The sequence below is a fragment of the Variovorax sp. PvP013 genome (genome assembly GCF_050435945.1).
Classification (GTDB): domain Bacteria; phylum Pseudomonadota; class Gammaproteobacteria; order Burkholderiales; family Burkholderiaceae_C; genus Variovorax.
In genome coordinates this window covers 1,483,168-1,503,192 of record NZ_JBNDLF010000001.1, presented here as the reverse complement: position 1 = coordinate 1,503,192, position 20,025 = coordinate 1,483,168, and the positions used below count along the sequence as shown (strand labels likewise).

Annotated in this window: 19 protein-coding genes; 1 reads left to right on the top strand and 18 read right to left on the bottom strand. The window is 68.8% G+C overall.

The window, feature by feature from the left end:
• Positions 1-70 precede the first annotated feature (70 nt).
• The 18 genes from trpA to ABID77_RS07100 all read right to left on the bottom strand — a co-directional run bounded on the left by trpA (position 71) and on the right by ABID77_RS07100 (position 18,846).
• Entirely contained in the window at positions 71-961 is an 891-nt protein-coding gene (gene trpA, locus ABID77_RS07185) for a tryptophan synthase subunit alpha (protein ID WP_429592867.1), read from the bottom strand.
• The gene (gene trpB, locus ABID77_RS07180) at positions 958-2,247 is read right to left on the bottom strand and encodes a tryptophan synthase subunit beta (protein ID WP_429592864.1); all 1,290 of its coding nucleotides are present in this window, start codon (positions 2,245-2,247) and stop codon (positions 958-960) included. The genes trpA and trpB overlap by 4 nt, the downstream gene beginning before the upstream one ends.
• A gap of 81 nt (positions 2,248-2,328) precedes the next feature.
• Positions 2,329-3,054: a phosphoribosylanthranilate isomerase gene (locus ABID77_RS07175; RefSeq protein WP_429592861.1), complete on the bottom strand. Its 726-nt coding sequence runs from the start codon at positions 3,052-3,054 to the stop codon at positions 2,329-2,331.
• A gap of 22 nt (positions 3,055-3,076) precedes the next feature.
• Positions 3,077-3,871 (bottom strand): tRNA pseudouridine(38-40) synthase TruA, encoded by a 795-nt coding sequence (gene truA / locus ABID77_RS07170; RefSeq protein ID WP_429592858.1) that lies wholly within the window; start codon positions 3,869-3,871, stop codon positions 3,077-3,079.
• Positions 3,872-3,925: 54 nt separating this feature from the next.
• Positions 3,926-6,694: a FimV/HubP family polar landmark protein gene (locus ABID77_RS07165; RefSeq protein ID WP_429592855.1), complete on the bottom strand. Its 2,769-nt coding sequence runs from the start codon at positions 6,692-6,694 to the stop codon at positions 3,926-3,928.
• A gap of 136 nt (positions 6,695-6,830) precedes the next feature.
• On the bottom strand, positions 6,831-8,000 hold the full coding sequence (gene asd, locus ABID77_RS07160) for an aspartate-semialdehyde dehydrogenase (protein WP_429592852.1): 1,170 nt from the start codon (positions 7,998-8,000) through the stop codon (positions 6,831-6,833).
• 87 nt (positions 8,001-8,087) lie between these two features.
• A complete protein-coding gene (leuB, locus tag ABID77_RS07155) occupies positions 8,088-9,200 on the bottom strand; it encodes a 3-isopropylmalate dehydrogenase (protein WP_429592849.1) in 1,113 nt (370 codons plus the stop codon).
• A gap of 70 nt (positions 9,201-9,270) precedes the next feature.
• Positions 9,271-9,921, bottom strand: coding sequence for a 3-isopropylmalate dehydratase small subunit (leuD, locus tag ABID77_RS07150; protein WP_429592846.1), 651 nt, complete (start codon positions 9,919-9,921; stop codon positions 9,271-9,273).
• A gap of 17 nt (positions 9,922-9,938) precedes the next feature.
• The gene (gene leuC / locus ABID77_RS07145; protein WP_429592843.1) at positions 9,939-11,360 is read right to left on the bottom strand and encodes a 3-isopropylmalate dehydratase large subunit; all 1,422 of its coding nucleotides are present in this window, start codon (positions 11,358-11,360) and stop codon (positions 9,939-9,941) included.
• Positions 11,361-11,403: 43 nt separating this feature from the next.
• Positions 11,404-12,405, bottom strand: coding sequence for a LysR substrate-binding domain-containing protein (locus ABID77_RS07140; protein WP_429592840.1), 1,002 nt, complete (start codon positions 12,403-12,405; stop codon positions 11,404-11,406).
• Between the two features lie 170 nt (positions 12,406-12,575).
• Positions 12,576-12,716, bottom strand: coding sequence for an entericidin A/B family lipoprotein (locus tag ABID77_RS07135; protein ID WP_429592837.1), 141 nt, complete (start codon positions 12,714-12,716; stop codon positions 12,576-12,578).
• A gap of 181 nt (positions 12,717-12,897) precedes the next feature.
• Positions 12,898-14,208 (bottom strand): citrate synthase, encoded by a 1,311-nt coding sequence (gene gltA / locus ABID77_RS07130; RefSeq protein ID WP_429592834.1) that lies wholly within the window; start codon positions 14,206-14,208, stop codon positions 12,898-12,900.
• A gap of 60 nt (positions 14,209-14,268) precedes the next feature.
• Complete coding sequence (locus tag ABID77_RS07125; protein WP_296315561.1) at positions 14,269-14,550, bottom strand: succinate dehydrogenase assembly factor 2; 282 nt, start codon at positions 14,548-14,550, stop codon at positions 14,269-14,271.
• Between the two features lie 14 nt (positions 14,551-14,564).
• Positions 14,565-15,266: a succinate dehydrogenase iron-sulfur subunit gene (locus ABID77_RS07120; protein ID WP_429592831.1), complete on the bottom strand. Its 702-nt coding sequence runs from the start codon at positions 15,264-15,266 to the stop codon at positions 14,565-14,567.
• A 40-nt stretch (positions 15,267-15,306) separates the two neighbouring features.
• Positions 15,307-17,118, bottom strand: a complete 1,812-nt coding sequence (gene sdhA, locus ABID77_RS07115) for a succinate dehydrogenase flavoprotein subunit (protein WP_429592828.1) — start codon at positions 17,116-17,118, stop codon at positions 15,307-15,309.
• A 5-nt stretch (positions 17,119-17,123) separates the two neighbouring features.
• Positions 17,124-17,489: a succinate dehydrogenase, hydrophobic membrane anchor protein gene (sdhD, locus tag ABID77_RS07110; RefSeq protein WP_429592825.1), complete on the bottom strand. Its 366-nt coding sequence runs from the start codon at positions 17,487-17,489 to the stop codon at positions 17,124-17,126.
• Between the two features lie 13 nt (positions 17,490-17,502).
• A complete protein-coding gene (gene sdhC / locus ABID77_RS07105) occupies positions 17,503-17,946 on the bottom strand; it encodes a succinate dehydrogenase, cytochrome b556 subunit (RefSeq protein WP_429592822.1) in 444 nt (147 codons plus the stop codon).
• A gap of 114 nt (positions 17,947-18,060) precedes the next feature.
• Positions 18,061-18,846 carry a GntR family transcriptional regulator gene (locus ABID77_RS07100; RefSeq protein WP_429592819.1) on the bottom strand — a complete coding sequence of 262 codons (786 nt, stop codon included), beginning with the start codon at positions 18,844-18,846 and terminating at the stop codon, positions 18,061-18,063.
• 184 nt (positions 18,847-19,030) lie between these two features.
• Here ABID77_RS07100 and ABID77_RS07095 point away from each other — a divergent pair, with 184 nt between their 5' ends.
• Positions 19,031-20,023, top strand: a complete 993-nt coding sequence (locus ABID77_RS07095; RefSeq protein WP_429592816.1) for a malate dehydrogenase — start codon at positions 19,031-19,033, stop codon at positions 20,021-20,023.
• The last annotated feature ends 2 nt before the right edge of the window (positions 20,024-20,025 follow it).

The window sequence follows — 20,025 nt, the reverse complement described above, 5'->3', positions numbered from 1 at the left end:
GGGCGGTCCTCGTGAAGTCGGTGCGGGGGGCGATTATCGGGCGATCGTGCGGTCTCGGACACCGTCCGTCTCAACCGCCGGCCGCGTTCTTGGCCGTGGCGGCCGGCAGGGCGTCGAGCGCCTGGCGGATCTCGCCGAGGAATTCGCCCACCACCGGCACGACCCGCTCGCGCGGCTCGCCGCCGATGAGCTGCAGGATGCGCGTGCCGATCACCACCGCGTCGGCGGCCGAGCCCACCGCCTGCGCCGTGCGCGCATCGCGGATGCCGAAACCCACGCCCACGGGCACCTTCACGTGCGTGCGGATGCGCGGGATCATGCGGCCGACGGCCTCGGTGTCGAGGTGGCCGGCGCCGGTCACGCCCTTGAGCGAGACGTAATAGACATAGCCCGTGGCGATGCGCGCGACCTGCGCCATGCGCGCGTCGGTGCTGGTCGGCGCCAGCAGGAAGATGAGGTCGATGCCCACCGCGCGCAGTTCGGCGGCGAAGGCCTCGCACTCCTCGGGCGGGTAGTCGACGATCAGCAACCCATCGACGCCGGCGGCGGCCGCGTCGCGCACGAAGCTGCCCTTGCCGTGGACGCCGTCGTAGCGCTCGACCGGGTTGGCATAGCCCATCAGCACCACCGGCGTGCGGTCGTCGTCGCGACGGAACTCGGCCACCATCGCCAGCACCTGCTTCGTGCCGACGCCCAATGCCAGCGCCGACTCGCCGGCCTGCTGGATCACCGGGCCGTCGGCCATCGGATCGGAGAAGGGCACGCCCAGCTCGATCACGTCGGCGCCGGCGGCGACCATGCCGTGCATGAGCTCGGGCGTGATGTCGGCGAACGGGAAGCCGGCCGTGACGTAGGGAATGAGGGCCTTGCGGCCGTCGCGCTCCAGGGCCATGAACGTCGTGGCGATGCGGCCGGTGGTGCGGCCGGCGCTGGCCGTGGTCGACGGCGTCGTCCCGCTCATGCCTGGCCTCCCTTCACGTTCATGCCGCGCATCGACGGCCGGTCGTAGAACTCGACGCCCGAGAGGTCGGCCACCGTGCCGATGTCCTTGTCGCCGCGGCCCGAGAGATTGACCAGGATCGACTGGTCGGCGCGCATCGTCGGCGCCAGCTTCATCGCGTAGGCCACCGCGTGGGCGGATTCGAGCGCGGGGATGATGCCCTCGGTGCGGCACAGGTAGTGGAAGGCCGCGAGCGCCTCGGCGTCGGTGACGCCGACGTACTCCGCGCGGCCGATGTCGGCCAGGTGCGCGTGCTCGGGGCCGACGCCGGGATAGTCCAGGCCGGCGCTGATGCTGTGCGTCTCGGTGATCTGGCCGTCCTCGGTCTGCAGCAGGTAGGTGCGGTTGCCGTGCAGCACGCCGGGGCTGCCGCGCAGGATCGAGGCCGAATGCTTGCCGCTGTCCAGGCCCTCGCCGGCGGCCTCGACGCCGATCAGGCGCGTCTCGGCGAACGGGATGTAGGGGTAGAAGATGCCCATCGCGTTGCTCCCGCCGCCCACGCAGGCGACCACCACGTCGGGCTGCCGGTCCGCGCCGCCGCCGGCGATGCCGTCGGCCGCCAGCATGCCGGGCATCTGGGCGATGCACTCGGTGCCGATCACGCTCTGGAAGTCGCGCACCATCATCGGATAGGGGTGCGGGCCGGCCACGGTGCCGATGATGTAGAAGGTGTTTTCGACGTTGGTGACCCAGTCGCGCATGGCTTCGTTGAGCGCGTCCTTCAGGGTCTTGCTGCCCGACTCGACCGGCACCACCGTCGCGCCCAGCAGGTTCATGCGATAGACGTTGGGGCTCTGGCGCTTCACGTCTTGGCTGCCCATGTAGACCACGCACTCGAGGCCGTAGCGCGCGCAGATGGTGGCCGTGGCCACGCCGTGCTGGCCGGCGCCGGTCTCGGCGATCACGCGCGGCTTGCCCATGCGCTTGGCGAGCATGGCCTGGCCGATCACGTTGTTGATCTTGTGGGCACCGGTGTGGTTCAGGTCCTCGCGCTTGAGGTAGATCTGCGCGCCGCCCATTTCGCGGCTGGTGCGCGCCGCGTGGTAGACGGGCGAGGGCCGGCCGACGAAATGGGCCAGCTCGTAGTGGAATTCGGCCAGGAACTCCGGGTCGTCCTTGAAGCGGGCGTAGGCCTCGCGCAGCTCGGCGATGGCATGGGTGAGCGTCTCGCTCGCGAAGGTGCCGCCGTAGGGGCCGAAATGGCCGCTGGGGTCGGGTTGCTGGTAAAGGGTGCTGATGGCGTCCATGGGATGCTTTCTCTCTGTCTCTCGATGCGGGGGAGCGGCGACGGCGGCCCGGAGGACGGGGCGCCGCGCGGCGGGTGGGAGTCAGGTCGCGCGATCGGCGGCCTGCACGGCGGCGACGAAGGCACGGACCTTGGCGGCGTCCTTGACGCCCTTCATGCCCGGACCGTCGGCTTCGACGCCGGAACTGACGTCAACGGCGAGCGAGCGGCAACGCGGCCGCAGCGCGGCGATGCCCTCTGCCACGCTTGCAGGTGTGAGTCCACCACTCAAGACGAGGTGAGCGTCGACGGCGGTTGGAAGGAGTGACCAATCGAATGCCTTGCCGCCACCGCCGAAGCCCGCGACGTCGGCGTCGAGCAGGATGGCATGGGCGTGGGAGAAATCGGAAACGTATTTTAGGAGGTCGAAACTTGCCCCTGCCGCTCCCAGAGGAATGCGCGCCGCGCGCAGGAAGCGGTGGGCGCCGTCGCCGCTCGCCTCGACGCACCACGCGGGCGACTCGTCGCCGTGGAACTGCGCCATCGCGCCCGGGACCCGTCGCAGGGCGTCGCGCACCCGTTCGGACGCGTCGTTGACGAACAGCAGCACGGGCGTCACGAAGGGCGGCAGGCGCGACGCCAGTTCGGCCGCGCGCTCGATGGAGACGGCGCGCGGACTCGGCGGGTAGAGCACGAAACCGATGGCGTCGGCACCGGCCTCGACGGCGGCGTCGACGTCGGCCTCGCGCGTCAGGCCGCAGATCTTGATGCGGGTGCGCCGCGGCGCGGGGAGGGGAGAGACGGCGGAAGGGACGGGCGGAGCGCTCATCCGGACGATGATACGCAGCGCCTCAGGGACCGAACGTGGCCTCGGCCGGCAGCCCCCAGGCCGCGTCGTAGAGCGGTCCGAGGAAGTACAGCCCGTCGGCGGAGAAGGTCGGCGCGGCGACCTTGCGGCTGCGCGCGGCCAGCACCCCGGCCATCCAGGCGGGCGGCGCGTCGCCGTGGCCCACGCGCAGCAGGCAACCCATCAGGTTGCGGATCATGTGGTGCAGGAAGGCGTCGGCCTCGAACTCGAACTGCCAGCGGCAACGCTCGCCGTCGGCAGAGACGTCGAGCCGGGCGATGTCGATGCGCCGCAGGTGCTTGACGGGCGATCGCGCCTGGCAGGCCGAGGCCCGGAACGAACTGAAGTCGTGGGTGCCGATCAGGTGCGCCGCGGCGGCGCGCATGGCGTCGCCGTCGAGCGGCCGCATCGACCAGCCGACGCGCCCGGCGTCCAGGCTCGGGCGCACCGGCGACTGCGAGAGTTCGTAGCGGTAGCGACGCGTCAGGGCGCTGGCGCGGCAGTGGAAGGCGTCGGGCACCGGGTGCGCCCACTGCAGCGCGATGTCGGCCGGCAGGTAGCGGTTGGTGCCGCGCACCCAGGAGAACGGCGTGCGCTCGATGTCGGTGTCGAAATGCACCACCTGCATGAGCGCGTGCACGCCGGCGTCGGTGCGGCCGGCGCACAGCGTGGCGACGGGACGGTCGGCGAAGCGGGTCAGGGCCGCTTCGAGCCTGTCCTGCACGGTCAGGCCCGAGCGTTGACTCTGCCAACCCTGGTAGGCCTGGCCGTTGTAGCGCACGCCGAGCGCGATCCTCATGCCGCTGCTCCGTGGCGGCGCGGGATGCCGGGCATGCCGACCGCCGTCGTGCGATCAGCCAAGCAGGCCCAGCATGCGTTGGGCTTCCTGGCGCAGTTGGCCCGAACTCTCGGCCTCGACTTCCTCGATCAGCGAGCGCGCGCCTTCGATGTCGCCCATGGCCTGCAACTCGCGCGCCAGCGACAGCTTGATCGACTGCGGATCGCTGTCGAACGGACGCTGCGGCTCCAGGCCGGCGCGCACGGTGTCGGCCGCGGCCGGCGTGCGTGCCTGCGACAGGTCGCGCAGATCGAAGTCGATCAGGCCGGTGTCCGCGGGCAGGTCGGCGCGCAGGGTGGCGTACTCGCTCTCGGGCTCGGCCGGTGGCGCGGGACGGGGTGGGGGTGTCTCGAGCGCGGCCGGGGTGGTGTCGAAATCGGCCAGGTCGATCGTCAGCGGATGGTCGGCACCGCCGTCGTAGGGCGGATGCGGCATGGTCGACATGAAAGGGTTGAGCGGCGGGTTCGGCTCGGGCGGTGTCGCCAGCGGCATCGGCATCGTCGTGTCCAGGGGCGGATGCCGAGGGCGATCGACCGGTTGCTGCACTGCCGGCGCGGCAGCGGCCGGAGTGGCCACGGCCGGCGGTACGTGATCGGGCCGATAGAGGTCCAGATCGAAATCGAGCGGCGCCACGGAAGGGACGAACGCCGGCGCCTGCGACGTGAAGACGGGCGGCAGCGCGGACACGGGCTCCTCCGGTGCGAACGGCATGGGCGCGGGCGCCGGCGCGGCGGAGGCGCGCATCGTCTCGGCGGCCAGGGCGGTGGCCGCGGCCGACGCGGCGAGCGCCGCCGCCGTCGCCGTTCCCGTGCCGCCGGGACGCCCGCCGGCTTCGTAGGCCGGATTGCCCGGATCGAGTTCCCGCCCCATTTCCAGGACGCGCGTCCAGTCGCTGCCGGTGCCACCGGTCAGGGTGCGGACGTCGTCGGCCAGCGCCTCGTAGGCGCGCACGTCGCGGCGCTTGGCGTGGATCTCGAGCAATTTCACGTGGATGGCCACGCGCTCCGGGTTGATCTTGAGGGCCTCGCGCAGGATCTCCTCGGCCTGGAGGTCGCGGCCGTAGGCCAGGTAGACATCGGCCTCGGCGACCGGATCGACGTCCGCGGCATCCACGTGGCTGGGCGAATAGGACAGCGACGACGCCAGCGCGCCGCTGCGATTGCGCGTGTCCACCGATTCGCCACCGCTCGCGGCGAAGAACGAGTCCCGGGGCACGTTGCTCTCCAGGAACACGCTGTCGGCCGCGTCCCGGCGCCGGCGGCTGTTCAGGCGGAAGGCCAGCCAGGCGATCAGCAGGCCGATCAGGCCGAGGCCGCCGAGCGCCAGCGGATTGGCCAGGATGGCTTCGTACCAGGTCTCGTCGGGTTCGGGTGCGACGGCGGCGGGCACGGGCGCGCGCACGGTCGGCGCGGAAGTCGCGGGCGCAGGAGGCACCGTGGCCGTGCCGGTGCCCGTACCGGCCGTGCCGGATGCAGCGGGCGACGGGGGCACGGTGCTCGCCAGGGCCGCGCCGGAGGCCGCCACGGCGGCGGGGGACGTCGCGGAGGCCGAAGCCGAGGCGGGCGTGCTCGCCGCACCGGCCGCGCCGGGGGCACCTGCGCCGATGGGTCCGGCGGGCGTCCCGGCCGGAGACGTCGCCGTCCCACCGATGCCGGACTGCGGTGCGGTGGCGTTCGTGGGCGCCGCCGGGACACCGCCGGGGGCGAGGGTGAGCCGATCGGCCGGCGCCGCGGGTGCGCGCGCCTCGACGTCGGATTGCAGCCGGCCCGAGGTCTGCCGACCCGCCGGCGCCATGCCCGCGACAGGCGCGTTCTCGGCCAGCTGACGGCGGTAGTCGCCGAAGTCGCGGCTCTGGGCGATCACGGCGCGCCGGGCGTCCTGGGGCGACAGGGCCGCGGCCTGCGCGGCGTCCGGCACCTCCATGACGGCGCCGGCGCGAACGCGGTTGAGGTTGCCTTCCATGAAGGCGTCGGGATTGGCGCGCAGCAGCGCCACGAGCATCTGGTCGAGCGAGATCTCGGCCGGCTTGACGGCATTGGCGATCCGGCTGGCCGTGTCGCCGGGGCGCACGGTGAGCAGGCGTCCGCGGCCGTTGCTTCCGCCGGTGCTTCTGGCGGTGGCAGGTGCAGGAGACGGTGCGGGGCGTTCCACCGGTGCGGCGGGCGCCGGCGCGATCGACGGCGCGGCGGCCGCCGGCCGCTGGACCGGCGCGGCGGTCGGGCGCGGACGTGTCTCCGTCGGGGCGGACGAGGCGCGGTCGTTGCCCGCGATGGCGGAGGACGGCCGTGGCGTGGGCGCGGCGGCCACGGCCGGCGCGGGTGCCGTCGGGCGGGCGCCCGGCGGATCGATCAGCACCGTGTAGTCGCGGAACACGCGTCCCGAACTGCCGTTGGCTTCGAGCAGCACGTCGATGAACGGCTCCGCCATCTGCCGGCTGCTCGTCAGCTGCACGATGTAGCGGCCGTTCGCGCGCCGCTGCACGGTCGCCTGTACGTCCGCCAGGGCGGTGTTGTAGGGCACGCCGATGGCGCGGAACGCCTCGGCCGACGGGATGCGGACGCGCAGGCCGTCGGCCTCGGCCGCCGTGACGTCCGACAGCTCGATCTCCGCGCGCAGCGGCTCGCCCAGGGAAGACAGCACGTTGAGCCGTCCCAGCGACAGCGCCGCCGCGTCGATGCCGAACGTGCCGAGGGCCAGCGCGACGCCTGCCGCGACGATCGACAGGGCAGGGCGGCGGGGAGCGGACGACAGGGGGGGTACGGCGCGTGTCGGAGTTCTGGTCATGCTGAGCGAGGCCACACTGCGTGAAAATTGTAAGAGGACGTTAACACTATCGTTTGGCACTGACAAGGCGCCAGCCATCGCGCCCGCCCGGCAGAGACCTGCCGGGCGGGCGCGACGGACCCTCGTCCCCGGGACTTCAGGATTCCAGGAGGATGCGCAGCATGCGGCGCAGCGGTTCGGCCGCGCCCCACAGCAGCTGGTCGCCGATGGTAAAGGCGCCGACGTACTCCGGTCCCATCGCCAGCTTGCGGATGCGCCCGACCGGGATGTCCATGGTGCCGGTCACGGCCACCGGCGTGAGGGACTTGACCGTCGCCTCGCGCGTGTTGGGCACCACCTTGGCCCAGGGGTTGTCGGCGGCGATCATGGCCTCGATGTCGGCCACGGGCACGTCCTTCTTCAGCTTGAAGGTCAGCGCCTGGCTGTGGCAGCGCATGGCGCCCACGCGCACGCAGAAGCCGTCGACCGGCGTCGCCGCGGTGCCGAAGCCGGCGCCCTGGCCGAGGATCTTGTTGGTCTCGGCACCGCCCTTCCATTCTTCCTTGGACGTGCCCCAGCCCTCGTCCTCCCGGCCCTTGCCCAGGCCGAGGTCCTTGTCGATCCAGGGGATCAGGGAGCCGCCCAGGGGGGCGCCGAAGTTGGCGGTCTCGGCCGCGCTCAGGTTCTGCTGCTTCTGCAGCACCTTGCGGTCGATCTCCAGGATGGCGGACTTCGGATCGTCCAGCAATGCGCGCACCTCGGCGTTGAGCGTGCCGAACTGCGTGAGCAGCTCGCGCATGTGCTGCGCGCCGCCGCCCGAGGCGGCCTGGTAGGTCATGCTGGTCATCCACTCGACCAGGCCGGCCTTGTACAGCGCGCCGACGCCCATCAGCATGCAGCTGACGGTGCAGTTGCCGCCGATCCAGTTCCTGCCGCCCTTGGCCAGCGCGTTCTGGATGACGGGCAGGTTGACGGGGTCGAGCACGATGACGGCGTCGTCCTCCATGCGCAGGGTGGAGGCGGCGTCGATCCAGTGGCCGGTCCAGCCGGCCGCGCGCAGCTTGGGGAACACGGCGGAGGTGTAGTCGCCGCCTTGCGCCGTGACGACGATCTCGCACTTCTTCAGGGCCTCGATGTCGTGGGCGTCCTGGAGGGTGGTTTCGTTCTTCGCCCAGGCCGGGGCCTTGCCGCCGGCGTTGGAGGTTGAGAAGAAGACCGGCTCGATGAGACCGAAGTCGCCTTCGGCCTGCATGCGGTCCATCAGGACCGAGCCGACCATGCCGCGCCAGCCCACGAGGCCGACCAGAGGTTGAGATGCGTTCGCCATTTCAGTGTGCCCTTTGAGAAAAAGAAGGATGGGTTTCTCTTTGCGCCCGGCTCGTCGAGCCGGGGGGCATGACGAAGCGGGCCGCGGTCAGCCGGTAATCGTCTTTTTGGTGATGGCCGAGGCCGGCGACGAGGACAGCGCGGCCACCACCGCGTCGCCCATCTCGCGCGTACCGACGCGCGTCGTGCCCGCCGACCAGATGTCCCCGGTGCGCAATCCCGACGCCAGTACCGAACTCACCGCCGACTCGATTCGGTCGGCGGCCTCGGGCTGTTGGAGGGAGAAGCGGAGCATCATGGCGGCGGACAGGATTGTAGCCAGCGGATTGGCGATGCCCTTGCCGGCGATGTCCGGCGCGCTGCCGTGGCTGGGTTCGTAGAGGCCCTGGCTGCTGGCGTTGAGCGAGGCCGAAGGGAGCATGCCGATCGAGCCCGTCAGCATCGCCGCGGCGTCCGAGAGGATGTCGCCGAACATGTTGCCGGTGACCACGACGTCGAACTTCTTGGGCGCCTTCACCAGCTGCATGGCGGCGTTGTCGACGTACATGTGGTCGAGCTCGACGTCCGGGTAGTCCTTGCCGACCTCGGTGACGACGTCCTTCCAGAACTGGAAGGTCTCCAGCACGTTGGCCTTGTCGACGCTGGTCACGCGCTTGCCGCGCTTGCGTGCCGCTTCGAAGGCGACGCGCGCGATGCGCTCGATCTCCGGGCGCGAGTAGCGCATGGTGTCGAAGGCCTCCTCGGCGCCGGGGAAGTGCCCGTCGACGGCGGTGCGCCGGCCGCGCGGCTGGCCGAAGTAGATGTCGCCGGTGAGTTCGCGCACGATCAGGATGTCCAGGCCGGCGACCAGCTCGGGCTTCAGGCTGGAGGCGCCGACGAGCTGCTCATAGCAGATGGCCGGGCGGAAGTTGGCGAACAGGCCGAGGTTCTTGCGCAGGCCCAGGATGGCCTGCTCGGGGCGCAGCGGGCGGTCCAGCGTGTCGTACTTCCAGTCGCCGACGGCGCCGAAGAGCACGGCGTCGGCGTCCTTGGCCAGCTGCAGCGTGGCATCGGGCAGCGGATGGCCGTGGGCGTCGAAGGCGGCGCCTCCGACGAGGGCGGTTTCCATCTCGAACTTCAGGTCGAGCGCGCCCAGCACGCGGACGGCCTCGGCGACGATTTCGGTGCCGATGCCGTCACCGGGGAGAGCTGCGATTTTCATGAGTCTGTGCTTCTCGTCTTGGAAAGGTTGGCGAAGCGGGTGCGCGGACGCGCGGACCCGCGTCGGCGGTTCAGACCAATGCGGTCTTGGCCAGCCAGGGCTTGGTGGCCAGGCGCTCGGCCTCGAAGGCCTTGATCTTGTCCTTCTTCTGCAGCGTGAGCCCGATGTCGTCCAGGCCGTTGAGCAGGCAGAACTTGCGGAAGGCCTGCACCTCGAAGGCCAGCTCGGTGCCGTCGGGCTTCACGACGACCTGGCGCTCCAGGTCGATGGTGAGCGTGTAGCCGGGAAAGGCGAACACCTCGTCGAACAGCTGCGCTACCTGCGACTCGGGCAGCACGATCGGCAGCAGGCCGTTCTTGAAGCTGTTGTTGAAGAAGATGTCGGCATAGCTCGGCGCGATGATGGCGCGGAAGCCGAACTGGTCGAGCGCCCACGGCGCGTGCTCGCGCGAGGAGCCGCAGCCGAAGTTCTTGCGCGCCAGCAGCACCGAGGCGCCGGCGTAGCGCGGCTGGTTGAGCACGAAGTCGGGATTGGGCCGGCGCGAGGCCGGGTCCTGGCCCGGCTCGCCATGGTCGAGGTAGCGCCACTCGTCGAACAGGTTGGGACCGAAGCCGGTCTTGCGGATCGATTTGAGGAACTGCTTGGGGATGATGGCGTCGGTGTCGACGTTCTCGCGGTCCATCGGAGCGACGAGACCTTGGTGCACAACGAACTTTTGCATGGCGTGATGTCCCTGGATCAGGTGAATTGGCGGATGTCGACGAAGTGGCCGTGCACGGCGGCGGCGGCGGCCATGGCCGGGCTCACGAGGTGCGTGCGGCCGCCGGCGCCCTGGCGGCCCTCGAAGTTGCGGTTGCTGGTCGAGGCGCAGCGCTCGCCCGGCTCCAGCCGGTCGGCGTTCATCGCCAGGCACATCGAGCAGCCGGGTTCGCGCCATTCGAAGCCGGCGGCCTTGAAGATCTGGTCGAGGCCTTCGCGCTCGGCCTGTTCCTTCACCAGGCCCGAGCCCGGCACCACCAGTGCCAGCTTGACGTTCTTGGCCACTTTCTGGCCGAGCTTCCTGATGACCGCGGCGGCCTCGCGCATGTCCTCGATGCGGCTGTTGGTGCACGAACCGATGAACACCTTGTCGACGAAGATGTCGTTCATCGGCTTGTTCGGCTCCAGGCCCATGTAGGTGAGGGCGCGCTCGATGGCGCCGCGCTTGTTGGCGTCCTTCTCCCTGTCCGGGTCGGGCACGCGGCCGTTGATGGCCGTGACCATCTCGGGCGAGGTGCCCCAGGTGACCTGCGGCGGGATCTGCGCCGCGTCGAGCTCGACCACGGCGTCGAAGTGCGCGTCGGGGTCGGACTGCAGGGTCTTCCAGTACGCCACGGCCTGGTCCCACTCGACGCCGGTCGGCGCGAAGGGACGGCCCTTGACGTAGGCGATGGTCTTGTCGTCGACCGCCACCAAGCCGGCGCGCGCACCGGCCTCGATGGCCATGTTGCACACCGTCATGCGGCCTTCCATGCTCAGGTCGCGGATGGCGGAGCCGCCGAACTCGATGGTGTAGCCGGTGCCGCCGGCCGTGCCGATGCGCCCGATGATGGCCAGCACGATGTCCTTGGCGGTGCAGCCCAGTGGCAGCTTCCCTTCGACCTTGATCAGCAGGTTCTTCGCCTTCTTGGCCAGCAGGGTCTGCGTCGCCATCACGTGCTCGACCTCGCTGGTGCCGATGCCGTGCGCGAGGGCGCCGAACGCGCCGTGGGTGGAGGTGTGCGAATCGCCGCAGACCACCGTCATGCCCGGCAGGGTCGCGCCCGACTCGGGGCCGATGACGTGGACGATGCCCTGGCGCTTGCTCAGGAACGGGAAGAACGCGGCGGCGCCGAATTCTTCGATGTTGTGGTCCAGCGTGGTGACCTGCTCCTTGCTGATCGGGTCGGTGATGCCGTCGTAGCCGCGCTCCCAGCCGGTGGTGGGCGTGTTGTGATCGGCCGTGGCCACCACCGAGCTGATGCGCCAGAGCTTGCGGCCGGCCACGCGCAGGCCCTCGAAGGCCTGCGGGCTGGTGACCTCGTGGACCAGGTGGCGGTCGATGTAGAGGACGGAGGTGCCGTCCTCCTCGGTGTGGACGACGTGTTCGTCCCAGAGCTTGTCGTAGAGCGTGCGTGCCATGGTGGTGTCTTCCTTCGTGGGTTTCTTGAAATTCGTTGAGGTCTCAGGCGGCCAGTGCGACGGGTTCCGGCGCCGCCGCATCGCCGGAGGCCCGCAGGTGCGTCACCAGGGTGCGCGCGGCGACGGGCAGGGTGGAGAAGTCGCGCGCCACCAGCCGGATCTCGCGGCGTGCCCAGTCGTCGGTCAGGGGGATGCTGCGCAGCCGGTGGCCGATGCCCGCGCGCATGAGCTCGAAGGCGTGGCCGGGCATCACGCCGATGCCCAGGCCGTTCTCGATCATGCGGCACATGGCGTCCAGCCCTGTCACGTGGATGCGCAGCCGGAGCGTGCGACCGGCCTCCAGGGCGGCCTGGCGCGTCGCCACGTAGATCGAGCTGTTGGTGTGCAGGCCGACGTGGTCGAAGTCGAGCGAATCGGCGAAGGCGAGGCCGGGCAGGCGGTCGTCGCCGTCGACGGCGTCGCCGGCGGACGGCCCGGCGCGTCGCAGCAGGGCGTGGCCCACGGGCACGATCAGCATCAGGTGGTCGGTGCGGTAGGGCAGGCTCTGCAGGTCGCTGGTCCCGTCGGTCGCATGGCACACGCCCAGGTCGGCGGCGCCTTCCTGCACCGCGCGCAGCACCTCGGCGCTCAGGTGCTCCTCCAGGTCGATCTTGATCTCCTCGTGCCGGTGGCGGAAGGCGCCGAGGTCCTCCGGCAGGAACTGCACGATGGCGGAGATGTTGGCGTGCATGCGGACGTGGCCGCGCACGCCGTCGGCATATTCGCTGAGCTCGCCCTGCATCTTCTCCAGGCTGTAGAGCACCGAGCGCGCGTGGTGCAGCAAGCTCTCGCCGGCCGGTGTCAGGTCGACGCCCCGCGTGTGGCGATAGAGCAGGCGCGTGGAGAGCGTGGCCTCCAGGTCCGACAGCCGCTTGCTGACCGCCGACGCGGCGATGAACTCGCGCTCCGCCGCGCGGCCGATGCTGCCGAGCTCGCACACGGCCACGAACAGCTGCAGCGAGGTCAGGTCCATGCGGCGGGCAAAACTGCGTTCGGAGGCGATCACGGCGGGGGCATCGCGTGGAAAGATGGCGGGAGAGCTATTTTCCACTGTCCGTGACGGATTGGCCATCGCGAAGCACGATGACCCGTCGATCGATGGGCGATGAGTCGGCGCATCGGACGCCCAAAAAAAAGCGGACCGAAGTCCGCTCTTTCCAATCGACCGGGGCCGATTTACTTCTTGCGCTCGGCGGCGTTCTCGATCTTTTCGCCACCCTTCTGGATGTCCTGGCCCGCGCCCTTGAACGTGTTGCAGCCGGCGAGGGGCACGGCGAAAGCAAAGGTGACGGCGATCAGTGCGGCAAGTTTCTTCATGAGGACTCCTTCGAGATTTATGGACTTTGAGTGGATTCATCCACCGTCCGGAATCGTAGGTACCTCGCGAGTAAGAACCTGTAATCCAAAAGGCAGAAAAGCTGCCCGGAGGCAGCTTTCGAGGGTTTGCACGTGGATTGTGTTGCCGATGCAACACACCCCGGGTGCCCCGGCTCGCGGGTCAGCGCGTGCCGATGGCCTGCACGTCGCGCTTGACGGAGCCTTCGAAGAGCTGGCGCGGACGGCCGATCTTGTACTCCGGGTCGCCGATCATCTCGTTGAGCTGGGCGATCCAGCCGACCGTGCGCGCCAGGGCGAAGACAGCGGTGAACAGCGGCACCGGGATGCCGATCGCGCGCTGCACGATGCCCGAATAGAAGTCGACGTTGGGGTAGAGCTTGCGCGAGACGAAGTACTCGTCCTCCAGGGCGATCTTTTCCAAAGCCATGGCCAGCTTGAACAGCGGGTCGTTCTCCAGGCCCATCTCTGCGAGCACTTCCTTGCAGGTTTCCTGCATCAGCTTGGCGCGCGGGTCGTAGTTCTTGTAGACCCGGTGGCCGAAGCCCATCAGCTTGACGTTGGAGTTCTTGTCCTTGACCTGCTTGATGAACTCGCCGATCTTCTCGACGCCGCCCGCCTTCTGGATGTCGTAGAGCATGTTGAGCGCCGCCTCGTTGGCACCGCCGTGGGCCGGACCCCAGAGGCAGGCCACGCCGGCCGCGATGGCGGCGAACGGGTTGGTGCCGGAGGAGCCGCACAGGCGCACGGTGGAGGTCGAGGCGTTCTGCTCGTGGTCGGCATGCAGGATGAAGATGCGGTCGAGTGCGCGCTCGAGCACCGGGCTGACCTTGTACTCCTCGCACGGCGTCGCGAACATCATGTGCAGGAAGTTGCCCGCGTAGCTCAGGTCGTTCTTCGGGTACATGTACGGCTGGCCGATCGTGTACTTGTACGCCATGGCCACCAGCGTGGGCATCTTCGCGATCAGGCGGATCGCGGCGATCTCGCGGTGCTTCGGATTGTTGATGTCCGTGCTGTCGTGATAGAAGGCCGACAGTGCGCCGACCAGACCGGTCATGATGGCCATCGGATGCGCGTCGCGACGGAAGCCGCGCAGGAAGAACTGCATCTGCTCGTTGACCATCGTGTGGTTGGTCACGAGCTTGGTGAAGTCGCCCTTCTGCGTCTCGTTGGGCAGTTCCCCGTAGAGCAGCAGGTGACAGGTCTCGAGGAAGTCGCAGTTGGTCGCGAGCTGTTCGATGGGGTAGCCGCGGTAGAGCAGTTCGCCCTTGTCGCCGTCGATGTACGTGATGTCCGACTGGCACGCGGCCGTCGACATGAAGCCCGGGTCGTACGTGAACATGCCGGTCTGCGCGTACAGCTTGCGGATGTCGATGACGTCGGGGCCCATCGTGCCCTTGTAGATCGGCAGGTCGACGTTGTCGCCGCCGTTGCTGAATGACAGTGTGGCCTTGGTGTCGGATGCTTTCATTGCGATTGCTTTCTTCAAAGAGGACATGCGGAAAGTGGAAACGAAGGGCGATCGCGCCGGCTAGACGCGCATCAGCCGCAGCAGATCGGCGACGTCGGTTCCGGCCACGGGAGGTTCGGGCTCCTTGCGCTGCAGGAAGAGGTCGAGCAGGTCGTGATCCGAGAGATCCATCAGCGCGTCGAGCGCCTGGGCCTGCCGGACGGTCAGGCCCGCCTCGTGCCGCTGGAAGAAACGCTCGATGAAGAGATCGTTCTCGAGCAGCCCGCGCCGGCAGCGCCATTTCAGCTTGCTGAGCGCGCGCTCGCCCAGAGGCTGGTCGAGGTCGTCGGCTTGGGCTTGCATCGGGAGGTGTCCGTTCAAATGGCGCGACGCACCATCAGTTCCTTGATCTTGCCGATCGCCTTGGTCGGATTCAGGTTCTTCGGGCACACGTCGACGCAGTTCATGATCGTGTGGCAGCGGAACAGGCGGTACGGGTCCTCGAGGTTGTCCAGTCGCTCGCCGGTGGCCTGGTCGCGGCTGTCGGCGATGAAGCGATAGGCCTGCAGCAGGCCGGCCGGACCGACGAACTTGTCGGGGTTCCACCAGAAGCTCGGGCAGCTCGTGGAGCAGCTCGCACACAGGATGCATTCGTAGAGGCCGTCGAGCTCCTCGCGCTCCTCGGGCGACTGCAGACGCTCCTTCTCGGGCGGCACGTTGTCGTTCTGCAGGTACGGCTTGATCGAGTTGTACTGCTTGAAGAACTGCGTCATGTCCACGATCAGGTCGCGGATCACCGGCAGGCCGGGCAGCGGCTTGAGCACGATCGTGCCCTTGAGCGTGAGCATGTTGGTCAGGCAGGCCAGACCGTTCTTGCCGTTGATGTTCATGGCGTCGGAGCCGCAGACGCCTTCGCGGCAGGAGCGGCGGAACGACAGCGTCGGGTCCTGGGCCTTGAGCTTCATCAGGGCGTCGAGCAGCATGCGTTCGTGGCCGTCGAGTTCGATCTCGATGGTCTGCATGTAGGGCTTGGCGTCCTTGTCCGGGTCGTAGCGGTAGATCTGGAATGTGCGCTTCATCGTGATGACCTTGTTGTGTGTCGAGGATCGTGCGGCCGGGTCAGAAGGTACGGACCTTGGGCGGCACGGAGGCGACCGTGAGCGGCTGCAGGCGCACGGGCTTGTAGGTGAGCTGGTTGGGCGCGCTGTGCCACAGCGTGTGCTTCATCCAGTTGGCGTCGTCGCGGCCGAGCGGCGCCACGGCGTCGTCGGCCGGACGCTCGTAGTCCTCGACCGTGTGGGCACCGCGGCACTCCCTGCGGGCGGCGGCCGAGACCATCGTGGCCTGCGCCACCTCGATCAGGTTGTCGACCTCGAGCGCCTCGATGCGCGCGGTGTTGAACACGCGCGACTTGTCCTTGAGCGTGATGGCGGCGACGCGCTCGCGCACGGCGGCGATCTTCCTGACGCCCTCGTCCATCGACACCTGCTTGCGGAACACGGCGGCGTGCTGCTGCATGACCGTGCGGATCTCGTTGGCCACGTCCTGCGCGTACTCGCCCGAGGTGGAGTTCTCGAGCTGGTTCAGGCGCTCCAGGGAGCGGTCGGCCGTGTCGAGCGGCAGCGGCTTGTGCTCCTTGAGCTTGTCGTTGAACTGGACGATGTGGTTGCCGGCCGCGCGGCCGAACACCAGCAGGTCGAGCAGCGAGTTGGTGCCCAGGCGGTTGGCGCCGTGCACGCTCACGCAGGAGCATTCGCCCACGGCGTAGAGGCCGTTGACCACGGCGCTGTGCTCCTCGCCCTTCTGGATCACGACCTGGCCGTTGATGTTGGTCGGGATGCCGCCCATCTGGTAGTGGATGGTGGGCACCACGGGGATCGGCTCCTTCGTGACGTCGACGTTCGCGAAGTTGATGCCGATCTCGTAGACCGAGGGCAGACGCTTGTGGATCGTGTCGGCGCCCAGGTGGTCGAGCTTCATGTGGATGTAGTCCTTGTTGGGACCGCAGCCGCGACCTTCCTTGATCTCCTGGTCCATGCAGCGCGAGACGAAGTCGCGCGGCGCCAGGTCCTTCAGCGTGGGCGCGTAGCGCTCCATGAAGCGCTCGCCGTTGCTGTTGAGCAGGATGGCGCCTTCGCCGCGGCAGCCTTCGGTCAGCAGCACGCCGGCGCCGGCCACGCCGGTCGGATGGAACTGCCAGAACTCCATGTCCTGCAGCGGGATGCCCGCGCGCGCGGCCATGCCCAGGCCGTCGCCGGTGTTGATGAAGGCGTTGGTAGAGGCCTGGAAGATGCGGCCCGCGCCGCCGGTGGCCAGCAGCACGGTCTTGGCCTGCAGCACGTGCAGGTCGCCGGTCTCCATCTCCAGCGCGGTCACGCCGACGACGTCGCCGTCGTCGTCGCGGATCAGGTCGAGCGCCATCCATTCGACGAAGAACTGGGTGCGGGCCTCGACGTTCTTCTGGTAGAGCGTGTGCAGCATCGCGTGGCCGGTGCGGTCGGCCGCGGCGCAGGCGCGCTGGACGGGCTTCTCGCCGTAGTTGGCCGTGTGGCCGCCGAAGGGACGCTGGTAGATCGTGCCGTCCGGGTTGCGGTCGAACGGCATGCCGAAGTGCTCGAGCTCGTAGACGACCTTGGGCGCCTCGCGGCACATGAACTCGATCGCATCCTGGTCGCCGAGCCAGTCGGAGCCCTTGATGGTGTCGTAGAAGTGGTAGTGCCAGTTGTCCTCGCTCATGTTGCCCAGCGAGGCGCCGACGCCACCCTGGGCGGCGACGGTGTGCGAACGCGTCGGGAACACCTTGGAGAGCACGGCGACGTTGAGGCCGGCGCGGGCGAGCTGCAGCGAGGCGCGCATGCCGGAGCCGCCGGCCCCGACGATGACGACGTCGAACTTGCGCTTGGTGATTTGGTCTTTGGTATAGGCGGTCATGGGGTTCAGAGTCTCCAGAGCACTTGGATGGCCCAACCGGCACAACCCACGAGCCAGACGATGGTGAAGATTTGGCAGACGAGGCGGATGCCGACGGGCTGGACGTAGTCCATCCAGATGTCGCGCATGCCCACCCACACGTGATAGAGGAGCGAGGCGATCACGACGAAGGTCAGCACCTTCATCCACTGGGCGGCGAAGATGCCGGCCCAGGTGTCGTAGCCGATCGGTCCGCGCGAGAAGACCAGCTGGGCCAGCACGAGCAGGGTGAAGAGGGCCATCAGGCCGGCGGTGACGCGCTGGCTGAGCCAGTCGCGCAGACCGTAGTGCGCGCCGACGACGATGCGCTTGGAGCCGTAATTCACTGACATGTCGGTTTCCTTCTCAATACAGGCCGAAGAGCTTCGCGCCGAGGACGACGGTCAGCGCGATGCTCAGGACGAGCACGAGGACGGCGGACTTGCGGCTGAAGTCCTTGCTCGTCGCGGCGTGGCTGGTGTCCATCCAGAGGTGGCGCAGGCCGGCGATGAAGTGGTGCAGGAAGGCCCAGATCAGCGCCAGGGCGACGAGCTTGAGGAACCAGCCGGGCGCGTAGCCGATGCCGGCGTTGAAGGCGGCCTTGAAGCGCGCGAAGGAGATCTCGGAGGAGACGGAGGTGTCGAACATCCAGATGATGAACGGCATCAGCAGGAACATGATCGCGCCGCTGATGCGGTGCAGGATCGACACGATGCCCGCGGGTGGCAGCCGGTAGGTCGTCAGGTCCGTGAAGGCGTTGATGTTGCGAAACTGGCGGCGCGGCGGCCTGGATGAGGCGAGCTCTGTCATGGGGGGCTTTCTTTGCTTTTGGTGAACGACTTGTTCTTTGACAAATTTGCAAACAACGCAAAATTCTATTGCAACGCACCATTCCGCGGCGCATCCAAGCGTGTCGAATCGCTTTCAGCCGAGCGCGTTGCGGTAGTGGTGCGTGTCGGTCCGGTAGAGCGCGCGGCGCAGTTCCATCGGTGCGTCATGGTACGTGTGGGCGACCCGCTCCACGCTCAGGAGGGGCATGTCCGGCGGCAGCCGCAGCAGCCCGGCCTGCTCCGCGTCGGGGCGCACGGCGCGGATCTTCTCCTCGGCGCGCACCATGCGCACGCCGAATTCGGTCTCGAACAGCGCGTACATCGGGCCGTGCCAGTCGCGCAGCCGCTCCGCCGTCAGGCCCTTGAAGGGGGTACCGGGCAGCCACAGGTCCTCCAGGATCGTCGGCACGCCGCCGTAGGCCAGCACGCGGCGCACCTGCAGCACGGCGTCGCCCGCGCGCAGGTCGAGCGCGCGCGCGACGTCGGCCGCGGCGCGCTGCCGCCGGCAGTCGACGATGGTGCGCTCGGCCGGTCCCTCGGCCTGCGCGTCGCCATGGTCGGGCACCAGGCGCAGGAACCGGTACTGCACGTGGTGCTCGGCATGCGTGGCGACGAAGGTGCCCTTGCCCTGGCGGCGCACCACCAGGTTCTCGGCGGCGAGTTCGTCGATCGCCTTGCGCACCGTGCCCTGGCTGACGCGGAAGCGCGCGGCCAGTTCGATCTCGCTCGGGATGGGCTCGCCCGGCTTCCATTCGCCGGCCTGCAGGCGCTGCAGGATGAGCGCCTTGATCTGCTGGTAGAGCGGGCTGAACGACGGCGTCGCGTTCTCCGCCGCGACGGGGGCCGGGGGCGGCGGAAGGGCGGACGAAGGTGTGTTCATGGAAGTGGCGAAAGCGCCTATCTTATATAAGACACAAGACATGGACAGACAAAGTGCGAATCGGCATTAAAATGCCGGCCGGCCTCGTGCAATGGCGTTTTCCCCGACGACCCGGCGCACGCGGGCCCCGGCGGCCGACCTGCCCGCCGGCACCGTTTTCCATCACCTTCTGGAGTCCTTTCCCATGAGCAAAAAGCCTGTTCGCGTCGCCGTCACCGGTGCCGCCGGCCAAATCGGTTACGCCCTGTTGTTCCGCATCGCCTCGGGCGAGATGCTCGGCAAGGACCAGCCGGTCATCCTGCAGCTGCTGGAAATCCCCGACGAGAAGGCCCAGAAGTCGCTCAAGGGCGTGATCATGGAGCTCGAGGACTGCGCGTTCCCGCTGCTCGCCGGCGTCGTCCCCACCGGCGACCCGCTGGTGGCGTTCAAGGACGCCGACTACGCGCTGCTGGTCGGCTCGCGCCCGCGCGGCCCCGGCATGGAACGCGCCGAGCTGCTGGCCGTCAACGGCGCCATCTTCACGGCGCAGGGCAAGGCCCTCAACGACGTCGCCAGCCGCGACGTCAAGGTGCTGGTCGTGGGCAACCCCGCCAACACCAACGCCTACATCGCCATGAAGAGCGCGCCGGACCTGCCGCGCGAGAACTTCACCGCCATGCTGCGCCTGGACCACAACCGCGCCGCCAGCCAGATCGCCGCCAAGACCGGCGTCGCCGTGGGCGACATCGAGAAGCTCACCGTCTGGGGCAACCACTCGCCCACGATGTACGCCGACTACCGCTTCGCCACCGCCGGCGGCAAGAGCCTGAAAGACCAGATCAACGACCAGGCCTGGAACGCCGACACCTTCCTGCCGACCGTCGGCAAGCGCGGCGCCGCCATCATCGAGGCGCGCGGCCTGTCGTCGGCCGCTTCGGCCGCCAACGCCGCCATCGACCACATGCGCGACTGGGCCCTGGGCTCCAACGGCAAGTGGGTCACCATGGGCGTGCCCTCCAACGGCGAGTACGGCATCCCCAAGGACGTGATGTTCGGCTTCCCGGTCACCACCGAAGGCGGCAAGTACAAGATCGTCGAAGGCCTCGAGATCGACGCCTTCAGCCAGGAACGCATCGACAAGACGCTCAAGGAACTGACCGACGAGCAGGCCGGCGTGGCCCACCTGGTCCAGGGCTGATC